The organism is Reyranella sp. GW821-FHT14A01 (assembly GCF_058803965.1).
This window is the reverse complement of the sequence record NZ_JBXAPM010000003.1, coordinates 238,378-250,739: the sequence shown is the minus strand read 5'-3', so window position 1 is coordinate 250,739 and position 12,362 is coordinate 238,378. Positions and strand designations below refer to the sequence as shown.

At 66.3% G+C, this 12,362-nt stretch carries 12 protein-coding genes; 7 read left to right on the top strand and 5 right to left on the bottom strand.

Annotation, left to right across the window (positions count from 1 at the left end; translation table 11 throughout):
* Nucleotides 1–37: 37 nt before the first annotated feature.
* The 5 genes from nthA to AC1ROX_RS07870 all read left to right on the top strand — a co-directional run bounded on the left by nthA (nt 38) and on the right by AC1ROX_RS07870 (nt 3,971).
* Complete coding sequence (gene nthA, locus AC1ROX_RS07890; RefSeq protein ID WP_493124129.1) at nt 38–634, top strand: nitrile hydratase subunit alpha; 597 nt, start codon at nt 38–40, stop codon at nt 632–634.
* 14 nt (nt 635–648) lie between these two features.
* Nucleotides 649–1,266 (top strand): nitrile hydratase subunit beta, encoded by a 618-nt coding sequence (nthB, locus tag AC1ROX_RS07885; protein ID WP_493124127.1) that lies wholly within the window; start codon nt 649–651, stop codon nt 1,264–1,266.
* Between the two features lie 4 nt (nt 1,267–1,270).
* Nucleotides 1,271–1,639: a nuclear transport factor 2 family protein gene (locus AC1ROX_RS07880; RefSeq protein ID WP_493124125.1), complete on the top strand. Its 369-nt coding sequence runs from the start codon at nt 1,271–1,273 to the stop codon at nt 1,637–1,639.
* 237 nt (nt 1,640–1,876) lie between these two features.
* The gene (locus AC1ROX_RS07875; RefSeq protein WP_493124123.1) at nt 1,877–2,881 is read left to right on the top strand and encodes a tripartite tricarboxylate transporter substrate-binding protein; all 1,005 of its coding nucleotides are present in this window, start codon (nt 1,877–1,879) and stop codon (nt 2,879–2,881) included.
* A gap of 13 nt (nt 2,882–2,894) precedes the next feature.
* The gene (locus AC1ROX_RS07870; RefSeq protein ID WP_493124121.1) at nt 2,895–3,971 is read left to right on the top strand and encodes a tartrate dehydrogenase; all 1,077 of its coding nucleotides are present in this window, start codon (nt 2,895–2,897) and stop codon (nt 3,969–3,971) included.
* Nucleotides 3,972–4,050: 79 nt separating this feature from the next.
* On the opposite strand, the gene AC1ROX_RS07865 is transcribed toward AC1ROX_RS07870, so the two are convergent.
* The 5 genes from AC1ROX_RS07865 to tpiA form a co-directional block, all read right to left on the bottom strand.
* Nucleotides 4,051–4,974, bottom strand: coding sequence for a peptidoglycan-binding domain-containing protein (locus AC1ROX_RS07865; RefSeq protein ID WP_493124119.1), 924 nt, complete (start codon nt 4,972–4,974; stop codon nt 4,051–4,053).
* A 1-nt stretch (nt 4,975) separates the two neighbouring features.
* On the bottom strand, nt 4,976–5,740 hold the full coding sequence (locus AC1ROX_RS07860; RefSeq protein WP_493124117.1) for a hypothetical protein: 765 nt from the start codon (nt 5,738–5,740) through the stop codon (nt 4,976–4,978).
* A gap of 61 nt (nt 5,741–5,801) precedes the next feature.
* A complete protein-coding gene (gene pyrG / locus AC1ROX_RS07855; protein ID WP_493124115.1) occupies nt 5,802–7,433 on the bottom strand; it encodes a CTP synthase in 1,632 nt (543 codons plus the stop codon).
* A 98-nt stretch (nt 7,434–7,531) separates the two neighbouring features.
* Nucleotides 7,532–7,918, bottom strand: a complete 387-nt coding sequence (gene secG, locus AC1ROX_RS07850; protein WP_493124113.1) for a preprotein translocase subunit SecG — start codon at nt 7,916–7,918, stop codon at nt 7,532–7,534.
* Nucleotides 7,919–7,970: 52 nt separating this feature from the next.
* Nucleotides 7,971–8,726 carry a triose-phosphate isomerase gene (gene tpiA, locus AC1ROX_RS07845; protein WP_493124111.1) on the bottom strand — a complete coding sequence of 252 codons (756 nt, stop codon included), beginning with the start codon at nt 8,724–8,726 and terminating at the stop codon, nt 7,971–7,973.
* Nucleotides 8,727–8,820: 94 nt separating this feature from the next.
* On the opposite strand from tpiA, the gene AC1ROX_RS07840 reads away from it, so the two are divergent.
* Nucleotides 8,821–10,782, top strand: coding sequence for a peptidylprolyl isomerase (locus AC1ROX_RS07840; RefSeq protein ID WP_493124109.1), 1,962 nt, complete (start codon nt 8,821–8,823; stop codon nt 10,780–10,782).
* 9 nt (nt 10,783–10,791) lie between these two features.
* Nucleotides 10,792–12,324, top strand: a complete 1,533-nt coding sequence (gene trpE / locus AC1ROX_RS07835; RefSeq protein ID WP_493124107.1) for an anthranilate synthase component I — start codon at nt 10,792–10,794, stop codon at nt 12,322–12,324.
* Nucleotides 12,325–12,362: the final 38 nt, after the last annotated feature.

Sequence of the window (12,362 nt, the reverse complement as noted above, 5' to 3'; positions counted from 1 at the left end):
CTTCCCGGCCAGAATTGCCGCCGCCTGGGAGAAAACAATGCCCGACCAGACCCATCACCATCAGGCCACCGCTTCGGTCGAAGCGCGCACCGACGCCATCGAGGCCGCGTTCCAGGAGCGCGGCTTGGAGCCGGAAAACTTCATCCGCGAGTTCAAGCACCTCGCCGAGGAGGAATGGGTTCCGGAGAACGGCGCTCGGGTCGTCGCCAAGGCCTGGACCGATCCTGCGTTCCGCGAGCGCCTGTTCGCCAACGGCCGCGAGGCCGTCACCGAACTCGGCCTGTCGATGCCGCCGCATCACCGGCACCTCGTCGTGCTGGAGAACACGCCCAAGATCCATAACGTGATCTGCTGCACCCTCTGCTCCTGCACGGCCTTCTCGATCATCGGCCTGCCGCCGGACTGGTACAAGGAGCTGGAGTATCGCGCCCGGGTCGTGCGCCAGTCGCGCACCGTGCTGAAGGAGATGGGCCTCGACTTGCCGGCCGACATGGAGATCCGCGTCTGGGATACGACGGCCGACACCCGCTACATGGTGCTGCCGGTGCGCCCGGCCGACACCGAGGGCTGGTCGGAAGAGAAGCTCGCCGGCCTCGTCACCAAGGACGCCATGATCGGCGTCTCGCGTCTCTAGGAACGGGGTCGATCATGGACGGCATGCACGATCTCGGCGGCAAGCAGGGCTTTGGCCGCATCCGCTATTCGCTGCGCGCGGAAACCTTCCACGAGCCGTGGGAGAAGCGGGTCAACGCGCTCTACTCGCTGGCGGTGAAGCTCGGCATCTTCAACATGGACGAGTACCGCCACGCCATCGAGCGCATGGAGCCACGGCACTATCTGTCGGCCAGCTACTACGAGCGCTCGCTGACCAGCCTGGCGACGCTCTGCGTCGAGAAGGGCATCCTGACGCAAGAGGAGCTGGAGCGCCGCGCCCAGGGCACCTTCCCCCTCTCCTCGCCCAGCGCCCCCGGCCGCGGCAACGTCGCCACGCGCCAGACGCTGAAGGTCGGCGACAAGGTCACCGTGAAGACGGATTACGTCCCCGGCCACGTCCGCATGCCGGGCTACATCCGCGGCAAGAGCGGCGTGGTGGTCGGCGTATCGCCCGCCTACCCGTTCCCCGACGCACACGGCCACGGGATCGAAGCCGAGGACGAACCGACCTACGACGTCCGCTTCGACTCGCGGGACCTGTGGTCGGACTCAGCCGACCAGGCCTTCGTCCATGTCGGCGTCTTCGAAAGCTACCTCGAGCACGCGAAGTAACCCGATGCCTGCCGATGCGATCCGGCAGGTTCTCGCGGCAAAGGCAGATGCGATGGTGCGCCGGTCGGCCAAGACGCTGGCCGCGCTGCTCCATGACGACTTCGTCTACGTCAACGCCACCGGCACGAAGTTCGACAAGACAGGCTATGTCGAGACCTACTGCACGTTCGGCAAGGTCGTGTTCCTCGAGCAGAAGATCGACGACCTCTCGGTCAAAAAATTCCCCGGCTTCGCCATGGCAACCTTGACCCTGCGCGACCGATTCACCGCCGGCGGGCGCGAAGTCCGGGCGACCTATCGCTCGCTCTGTGTATTCGCCGACGCGAATGACAAATGGCTATGGGCAGCCGGGCAGACGACGCCGACGTCCTAGAGCAATGCTTCCACCTCTATATCAATCGTGTGCTCGTTCCGACCTTGCGCCCCGGCGACACCGCCAAGGCGCATAAACGAAACAAACGAAATATACGAAACAAACGAAACGAAAAACCCTCGAGAGCGATTTCCGGGATTGTGGCGGCGAAGCTCTCGTTGCGAAGGGGCGAGTCAATTGCAGCCTGCCGTCAACGGCCGTAAGGAAGGAGCAAATCGGAAAGCGTGGGAGTGAATCATGGACTATTTTCGTCGTGCCCTGTTGACCGGCGCGCTGGCTGCATCCGCAACCCTGGCCTCGGCCGCTATGGCCGGGCCGGCCTTCGCGCAAAGCGCCTACCCCAACAAGCCGATCACCCTGATCGTGCCGGCCGCGGCTGGCGGTCCGACCGACACGGTGGCGCGCCTGATCGCCGAGTCGATGACCAAGACCTTCGGCCAGACCGTGGTGGTCGAGAATGTCGGCGGCGCCGGTGGCACGATCGGCATGGCCAAGGTCGCCCGCGCGGCACCCGACGGCTACACGATCGCCGTCTGGCACATCGCACAGGCCACCGCCCCGGCCCTCTATGACGGCCTGAAGTACGACGTCGTAAGCGACTTCGACCATCTCGGCCGCATCACCGACGTGCCGATGACCCTGGTCTCCAAGGCCGGCCTGCCGCCCAAGGACATCGTCGAGATCGTGGCCTGGATGAAGGCCAACCAGGGCAAGGCGACCTACGGCCATGCCGGCATCGGCTCGGCCTCGCACCTCTGCATGCTGCTGCTGATGAAGGAGCTGGGCATCAAGATGGAAGGCGTGGGCTATCGCGGCACCGGCCCGGCAATGAACGATTTGCTCGGCGGCACGTTCGACGTGATGTGCGACCAGACCACCAACACGACCGGCCACATCAAGGAAGGCCGCATCAAGGGCTACGCCGTCACCACCAAGGCCAAGGTCTCGTCCGTCCCCGACCTGCCGACCTTCGACAGCGGCACCCTGCCCGGCTTCGAGGTCTCGGCTTGGCACGCGCTGTGGGCGCCCAAGGGACTGCCCAAGGACGTCACCGACAAGCTCGTCGCGGCGCTGAAGGTCGCGCTGAAGGACCCCAAGGTGATCGAGCGCTTTGCCGGCCTCGGCACCGAACCCGTCGCCGAGGCGCAGGTCAGCCCGGCGGCGCTCAAGAGCTACCTCGAATCCGAAGTGAAGCGCTGGGACGCCGTGATCAAGGCGGCCGGCGTCAAGGGAACCAATTGATCCGGAGATCGTGATGAAGAGTTACAAGATCGCAGCCATTCCCGGCGACGGCATCGGCACGGAGGTCGTGTCGGCGGGAGTCGAGGTGCTGGAGGCCATCGCGAAGCGCGAGGGCAGCTTCGCCTTCCAGATCGACCATTTCGACTGGGGCGGCGACTACTACAAGAAGCACGGCCGCATGATGCCGGTCGACGGGCGCGAGCAGATCGCCAGGCACGATGCGATCCTGTTCGGCTCGGCCGGCCATCCCGACATTCCCGACCATGTCACCCTGTGGGGCCTGCGGCTGGCGATCTGCCAGCCCTTCGACCAGTACGCCAACGTCCGCCCGACCCGCGTGCTGCCAGGCATCACCTCGCCGCTGCGCCATGTGAACGGCAACGAGCTCGACTGGGTGATCGTGCGCGAGAATTCCGAGGGCGAGTATTCCGGCGTCGGCGGCCGGGTCCACCAGGGCTCGCCGATCGAGGCGGCGACCGACGTGTCGATGTTCACGCGGGCCGGCGTCGAGCGCATCCTGCGGTTTGCGTTCAAGCTGGCGCAGTCGCGGCCGCGCAAGCTCCTCACCGTCGTCACCAAGTCGAACGCCCAGCGCCACGCCATGGTGATGTGGGACGAGATCGCGAACGAGGTCGCCGCCGACTTCAAGGACGTCACCTGGGACAAGATGCTGGTCGACGCCATGACCATGCGCATGGTGATGAAGCCCGGCAGCATCGACACGGTGGTGGCAACCAACCTGCACGCCGACATCCTCTCGGACCTTGCCGCAGCACTTGCCGGTTCGCTGGGCATCGCGCCGACCGCCAACCTGAACCCCGAACGCACCTTCCCCTCGATGTTCGAGCCGATCCACGGTTCGGCCTTCGACATCATGGGCAAGGGCGTGGCCAATCCGGTCGGCACCTTCTGGTCGGCGGTGATGATGCTGGAGCATCTCGGAGAGCCGGCCGCCGCCGGCCGCCTGATGAAGGCGATCGAGCGTGTCACGGCCGACAAGCGCTTCCACACGCCCGACCTCGGTGGCGCGGCGCGAACTGTGGATGTGACGAAAGCCGTGATCGAGGCGATCCACGGGGCGAATGCTTAAGGGGTCACCGTAATTGGAGCGCGCCACTCCAGTGGCGCAATCATGATCATGAGCGCCACTGGAGTGGCGCGCTCCATTGCTACCGCCAGGCGCTCTTGAGCGCCTGGTCGGTCTTCCATTTCTCGACCGCGGCGACGTCGTCGCAGGTGAAGGCTTGCGGGTTCTTGCGCGGAGTGCCTTCGATCCAGGCGAAGACCAGGCATTGGCCGTAGGTCTTGTCGCCCTGTTTGGTCTCGAACTTGACCTCGGTGGTGGTCACGGCGCCGGCCTTGGCGTCACCGTAGTCGTCGATCACGGGCGCGATCTCGCCGACGGTATGGCCGGCGGCCTTGTTGTCGGCGTACCATTTGGCGAAGGGCGCGAACTGGTCGCCCGCCACGCCTTTGCCATCGGCCGCGACATACGCCTTGAGGTCGCGCACCAGCGCCTGCGCCGCGGCATTGGCCTTCGGCTCAGCGGCCTTGCGACGCTCGGCGAGCCTGTCCTGCAGGGCCTTCAGCGCATCGGCGTTGGACGGCCTGGCCGGCGCCAACGGCACCGGCGTGGCGGTCTGCGGCGGCGGCGATTCAAGCCGGCGGATCGGCGCACGCGTCGCCTCGGCGTTGAGTTGGGCGGCCTCCTGTGGCGTCAGCTTACCGACGACCGGCGTGTTGCGGCCCTTCTGCCAGTCGCCGATCGCCTTGACCGTGGCTTCGGACTGCAGGTTGCCGTCGATCGGGCCGTTGTACTTGTCGAGCGTGCGCAGCGATTCCTGGATCTTCTTGCGCTCGGCGTCAGAGCTGTTGAGCACCGTCGTGTAGTCGGGCGCCGGTGCCGGACGCGCAGCGGTGACGGGCGCCGGTACGTGCTGGGCTGGAGCAGCGCCGCCCCCTCCTCCTCCACCGCCGGACGCGCAGGCGGCGGGATTCTGGAAGCAGCGCTCGACTTCGCCGGCGCTCTGCGCAGAGGCGACGACCGGCGCCAGAAGCGCCAAGCCGATGATGGAAGCAGCGGCGAGGCGCATTTCACATACCGCCATAGGTATTGGCCGCGAGCTGCGCCGGCAGGCCGATCACCATGGTGACCGGCTGGCCGCGCCCGGTCTGGCCGCGGGCGATGATGTGGTCGTTGGGTGCGCCGGTCTTGTTCTCATAGGTACCGCGGCCGGCGAACTTGCCGCCGAAGCAGGACAGCGAGAACTGGCCGCTGCCGGGATTCTCGTTGGTCATGGTGCCGTTGCACACCTGCTCGCCGCGCGGATTGTCGACGGTGAAGGTGACCGAGCGATCCCGGCCGATCAGCGCGCCGTAGCGCACCTGGCCGTTCAGCCGCGCGACGTTGCCGCGATCGTCGCGGTAGAAGATCGAGGTCGGACCGTAGGCGTCATCCGGCATCGAGGATTTCGGCACGACATAGGTCTCGTCGCTGATGACCACCTGGCAGCGGCAGTCGACGCCGTAATTCTCGCCGAGGGGGCCGAGTTCCTGGAGGCGCCGGTTGCAGTTCGACAAAGCGATCTGCTGCACTTCGCTCTCGCTCTGCTGGCCGCGCGTGTAGGCGTCGGCATACATGAAGGCGCATTGCTTGGGCATCGGGATCGCCACGACCTTGTGGCTGGCCGAGTTGGTGTCGCTGTTCACCCAGTAGCGGTTCGCCATCTCGCTGAAGCGCAGGAAGATGGGATCGCGCCGCTCGGCCTTGCCGTAGGACGACTGCGAGGCGGCCTGTGCCCAGGCATTAGAGCCGAGCGTGAGGACGGCGAGTGTGACGAGGGCGGCAATACGGAACATGCCTGTCAATTCACCTGAAAAAGGTGACGGAAATGCGACCCGGCCGCGGCCCCACCCTTGCCTAGACGAGGCGACTCTGTGTCTTGGCCGCGCCGATGAACGAAGTGAACAGCGGGTGCGGTGCGAAGGGCCGCGACTTCAGTTCGGGATGGTACTGGACGCCAATGAACCAGGGATGGTCGGGAATCTCGACGATCTCGGGCAGGATGCCGTCGGGCGACATGCCCGAGAAACGCAGCCCCACCTGCTCCAGCCGGTCCTTGTAGTTGACGTTCACCTCGTAGCGATGGCGGTGCCGCTCGCTGATCACGTCCTGGCCGTAGATCTCGTGGACCTTTGTGCCCGGCCGCAGGTGCGCCGGGAAGGCACCCAGCCGCATCGTCCCACCCAGGTCGCCGTCGGCCGAACGCTTCTCGAGCTGGTTGCCCTTCATCCATTCGGTCATCAGGCCGACCACCGCATGGTCGGTCGGGCCGAACTCGCTCGACGAAGCCGTCTCGATGCCCAGCAGGTTCCGCGCCGCCTCGATCACGGCCATCTGCATGCCGAAGCAGATGCCGAAGAACGGCACCTTGCGCTCGCGGGCGAACTTCACCGCGTGGATCTTGCCCTCGGTGCCGCGCTCGCCGAAGCCGCCGGGCACCAGGATGCCGTGGACATGCTCTAGGCGGGTGACGGCGTCGTCGCGCTCGAAGATCTCGGAGTCCATCCACTCCAGGCCGACCTTCACGTTGCTGCCGAAACCGCCATGGGTCAGCGCCTCGGAGAGCGACTTGTAGGCGTCGAGCAGCACCGTGTACTTGCCGACGACGGCGATCGTGACCTTGCCCTCGGGCTCGCGCACCGAACGCACGACCCCGCGCCAGCGATCGAGATTGGGCTCCTCGTCGGCCGGCAGGCCGAAGTAACGGCAAATCTCGCGGTCGAAGCCCTTCTCGTGATAGGCGATCGGCACCTGGTAGATCGTGTCGACGTCGCGCGCCTCAATGACCCGCTCCGGCTTCACGTTGCAGAACAGCGCGATCTTGCGCTGCTCGTTGGCCGGAATCTCCTTGTCGCCGCTGCGGCAGACCAGCAGGTCGGGCTGGATACCGACGCTCAGCAGCTCCTTCACCGAATGCTGGGTCGGCTTGGTCTTCAGCTCACCGGCCGTCGGCACCCACGGCAACAGGGTGAGATGCACGTACATCGTGCGCTCGCGGCCGAGCTCGTTGCCGACCTGGCGGATGGCTTCGAGAAACGGCGTGCTCTCGATGTCGCCGACCGTACCGCCGACCTCGACCAGGACGAAGTCTTCCTTGTCGGTGTCGGCGAGGACGAAGTCCTTGATGGCGTCGGTGACGTGTGGAATGACCTGAACGGTTGCGCCGAGATACTCACCCCGCCGCTCCTTGGCGATCACGGTCGAATAGATGCGGCCGGTGGTGATGTTGTCGCTCTGCTTGGCGTCGACACCCGTGAAGCGCTCGTAATGGCCAAGATCGAGGTCGGTCTCCGCCCCGTCGTCGGTCACGAAGACCTCGCCGTGCTGGTAGGGGCTCATCGTGCCCGGATCGACGTTCAGATAGGGGTCGAGCTTGCGTAGCCGGACCTTGTAGCCGCGAGCCTGCAGCAGGGCGCCGAGCGCCGCCGAGGAAAGACCCTTGCCAAGCGAGGAAACCACGCCGCCCGTTATGAAAATAAAGCGCGTCATGGGCCTACAGCATACAAGCGCTTGTGGAGCGCAGCCATGGGGATATCGCTCCGCCGGAAAGATTTCGGCGGAGGGAGGAAGCTGATGTCATGTCGGCCCTAGCGGGTCGGAGCGGCGGGTTGCGCCGGCGCGGCGGGCGCCGTCGGCGCAGCAGGCGCCATGCCGCCGCCTGGAGCGGCAGGCGCGCCAGATCCGACCGGTGCGCGATCCATGATCGACCGCGTGGCACGGACCGGATCGGTCATGCTCCACGCCATGATCAGGCTCAGGACGAAGAAGATGCTCGCGAAGATCGCGGTCATGCGCGACAGCACGTTGGCCTGGCCGCGCACCGAGAACAACGCGTCCGAGCGGCCGCCCATGCCCAGGCCGCCGCCTTCGCTGCGCTGCAGGAGGATCACGATGATCATCGCGGTCGTCACACCGACATGGATGACGAGCAGCACGAGGCGCCATTCGTGGAGGAAGTGTCTTACGGCGTCCATTTTCGTCCAGGCTTAAGGGGGCATCTTCGCCAAGCGGGCGCTTCTAGCCGCTTTAGGCGGCCTTGGCGATAGACAAAAATTCCGCGGCATTCAGGCTCGCGCCGCCCACCAGGGCGCCGTCGACATCGCCCGCGGCCAGGAGCTCGGCGGCATTGCTGCCCTTCACCGAGCCGCCGTAGAGCAGACGCACGCCCGCCGCCTCGCCCGTCAGCCCGCCCAGCACCTTGCGAATATGCGCGTGGGCTGCAGCCACTTCGGCCACGGTCGGTGTCTTGCCGGTGCCGATCGCCCAGACCGGTTCGTAGGCCACGACCAGGTTGGCGGCCGTCGAACCCGCCGGGACGCTGCCCTTGAGTTGGGTTTCGAGGACCTCGAGCGTCTTGCCGGCTTCGCGCTCGGCCAGCGTCTCGCCGATGCAGACGATCGGCAGCAGGCCGGCCCGCCAGGCAGCCTCGGCCTTGGCCTTCACGATCGCATCGGTCTCGCCGCAATCGGCGCGGCGCTCGGAATGGCCGACGATGACGTGGCTGGCGCCGGCATCCTTCAGCATCTCGGCGGAGACGTCACCGGTATGGGCGCCGCTCGCCTTGGCATGGCAGTTCTGGCCGCCGACCAGCAACCCGCTTCCCTTCGCGGCCTCGGCCACGGCGGCGACCAGCGTCGCCGGCGGGCAGACCAGCAGTTCGCGGTCGCTCCAGCCGGCCTGCTTCACGCCGGCGGCAACATCCTTGGCGAGGGCAAGGGCATCGGCCTTTAGACCGTTCATCTTCCAATTGCCCGCGATCAGCGGTCGCCTCGTCCGCGCCATTTCAGTCCCCTTCATTGCTTGTGGCGTATCTAAAGGCGGTGGCGTTTGCGGTCAAAGGCCGCTTGGTTGCCTGTCCCTGGGGCCGGTGGTAGGCATGGCGCCCCGTCAAGAAACCCTGCCCGGCCCCGTGAATCAGTTCCGCAAGTACGCCCGCTTCATCGTTCTTTCCATTCTCTTCGGCATGCTGATCATCAGCTTCGGCCTGTGGGGCGTCGGCGACATGCTGAAGGCGGTCGGGCGCAGCACCGAAGTAGCGCATGTCGGCGGCACGAAGATTCCCCTCTATGGCTGGGTTGGCGGCGCGCCCGTCTATGCCACCGAGGTCCGCGAACAGTTTAATAATCAGCTCGAGGCGATCCAGCGCCAGACCGGCCAGCGCCCCGAGCAGGAGCAGGCGCTGCGCTTCGGCCTGCATGTGCGTGCCCTCGAGGAGGTCATCCAGCGGGCCGTTCTCGACTACGCCGTCCGCGAGTTCGGCCTGACCGTCAGCGACGAGGAAGTACGCGCCACCATCGCCCGCAACCCGGCCTTCCAGGGCACAGGCGGCTCGTTCGATCCCCTGCTCTATCGCAACCGCTTACAGCAAGCCCGCATCACCGAAGCACAGTTCGTGACGGACATGCGCCGCCAGATCGCCGCCGGCCAGTTGTTCGGCGCCGTGCGCGCCGACGGGCTCGCGCCGGCCTCGCTGCGCGACCAGATCTTCAAGCTCGAAAGCGAGAAGCGCATCGCCGAGACGATCTACGTTCCCGACGCCATCGTCGTCGACGTCCCGAAGCCGACGCCGGAGCAGCTCAACACCTATTTCGAGGCCAACAAGGCCAAGTTCCAGGTACCGGAGTTCCGTAACTTCTCCTACGTCATGATTACTGTCGACGACGTGCAGAACCAGGTGGCCGTCACCGCCGACGCCGTGCGCCAGGAATACGAGGCGCGGACCGCCGAGTTCGGCACGCCCGAGAAGCGCGACGTCGACCAGGCGATGACCGACACCGAGGACAAGGCCAAGGCGATCATCGCCGCCGCCCAAGGCGGCAAATCGCTGGAAGACGCCGCCAAAGAAGTGACCGGCAATGCCGACGGCGTGATCAAGCTCGGCCCAGTGACCAAGAAGGACCTGCCGCCCGGCCCGCTGGCCGACGGCATCTTCGGCCTGCCCGAAGGCATCGCGGCGGCGCCGATCCAGTCGCCGCTCGGCTGGCACATCGTGCGCATCAACAAGATCGAGGCCGGCAAGTCGGTGCCCTTCGAGGAGGTCAAGGAGAAGCTCGAGAAGGACCTGAAGGCGCAGCAGGCGCCGGATCTCCTCATCAAGCTGGTCACCGACTTCGAGCGCGTGCTGGGCCGGACCCAGTCGATGAAGGCCGCAGCCGAGGATCTCGGCCTCAAGGTCCGGACCTTCGAGAACGTCGATGCCCGTGGCCAGGATGCCGCCGGCAAGCAGGTCGTGATCGGCCCCGCCTCGGCCGAGCTGGTGCAGGCAGCCTTCGCGACCCGCGAGAACGCCGAGAGCGAGCTGCTGGAAACCCCGCGCGGCGAATATTTCATCGTCCGCACCGACCGCATCACGCCCTCGCGGGCGCCGACTCTGGCCGAGGTCGAGGACCGTGTGGTCGCGGCATGGCAGAACGAAGAGCGCCGCAAGCTGGCTGACGAGAAGGTCAAAGCGGCGGTCGAGAAGTCGAACAGCGGCACCGACTTCGTGGCGCTGGCCAAGGAGCTGGGCCTGGAGGCCCGCATCGCCAAGCCCGTCACCCGCTTCGAGGCCGATGCCGGCAACTATCTCAGCCAGCCGGTGGTGCAGGAATTGTTCAAGCTGCCGCCCGACAAGACCCAGTCGGTGCGCACCGCCGAAGGCAGCGTGCTGGTGCGCCTGAAGTCGGTCGAGGCGCCCGACCTCGCCAAGGACAAGGAGCAGCTCGACCGCTTCGGCAAGCAGCTCGACACGATGGTGGCCAACGACCTGATCCTGCAGCTCGTGGCGGCGCTCCGCGCCAAGTATGGCGTCACCGTCGACGAGGCCGCCTTCCAGGCGACCTTCGCGCAGCAGCAGTAGAGTTCCCCCATGTCGATCTCGCCCGACTTCGACGCCTTCGCGGCGCGCTATGACTCCGGCACGCCGCAGGTCGTCTCGACCAAGCTGGTCGCCGACCTCGAGACGCCCGTCTCGGCCTATCTCAAGCTGGCCGACGGCCGCGCCAACTCCTTCCTGCTGGAATCGGTCGAGGGTGGCTCGGTGCGCGGCCGCTACTCGATCATCGGCTTCAAGCCCGATGTCGTGTGGCGCTGCCGCAAGGGCCAGGTCACGATCAACCGCCGGGCCCAGAGCGATTCGCAGGCCTTCGAGAATCTCGACGGCCGGCCGCTCGACACGCTGCGCACACTGATCAAGGAATGCCAGATGGAACTGCCGGCGGGCCTGCCGCCGATGGCGTCGGGCCTGTTCGGCTTCCTGGGCTACGACATGGTCCGCGACATGGAGCGGCTGCCCGACAACAATCCCGATCCGATCGGCCTGCCCGACGCGATCATGGTGCGGCCGACCCTGATCTGCATCATCGACCGCCTCGAAGACAACGTGACCCTGGTCACGCCGGTCTGGCCGCAGAAGGACATCAGCGCACGAGCCGCCTACGAGGCCGCGCAGGAACGGCTGGGCGACGCCGTTTCCGACTTCGAGCGGACTCTGCCCTTCCGCCGCGATAGCGCCGATGTCCTCGACGCCCTGCCCCTGCCGCAGGCGAACATGTCGAAGGAAGACTTCAAGGCGATGGTCGAGACCTGCAAGGAGTACATCCGCGCGGGCGACGCCTTCCAGATCGTGCCGTCGCAGCGCTTCTCGCTGCCGTTCAAGCTGCCGCCCCTGTCGCTCTACCGGGCGCTGCGCCGCATCAATCCCTCGCCGTTCCTGATCTTCTTCGACTATGGCGACTTCCAGATCGTGGGCTCGAGCCCCGAGATCCTGGTCCGGCTGCGCGACAACACCGTCACCATCCGGCCGCTCGCCGGCACGATCCGGCGCGGCGCCACACCTGAAGAAGACAAGCAGCTCGCCGAGAAGCTCCTCGCCGATCCCAAGGAGCATGCCGAGCACCTGATGTTGGTCGACCTGGCGCGCAACGATGTCGGCCGCGTATCCAAGATCGGTTCGGTGCGGGTCGTCGAGCAGTTCACCATCGAGAAGTACAGCCGCCTCCAGCACATCAGCAGCCACGTCGAGGGCACAATCGAAGATGGGCTCGATGCGATAGACGTGCTGAAGGCGGGCTTCCCGGCCGGCACGCTCTCGGGCGCCCCCAAGGTGCGCGCCATGCAGATCATCGACGAGGTCGAGCCGGTGCGGCGTGGCATGTATGCCGGCTGCGCCGGCTATTTCGCTGCGAACGGCTCGATGGACACCTGCATCCTGCTGCGCACGGCGCTGGTGAAGGACGACACGATGTACGTCCAGGCCGGCGTCGGCGTCGTCGCCGACTCCGATCTCGAGGCCGAATACCAGGAGAGCGTCCTCAAGGCACGCGCCCTGGTCGACGCCGCGGAAGAAGCCGTCCGCTTCGCCAGCGCCGGCCAATGGACGGCGGGTAATACGCGGCGGTGAGCTAGGCAATCATTGGAGCGCGCCGAAGCTCATCAGGT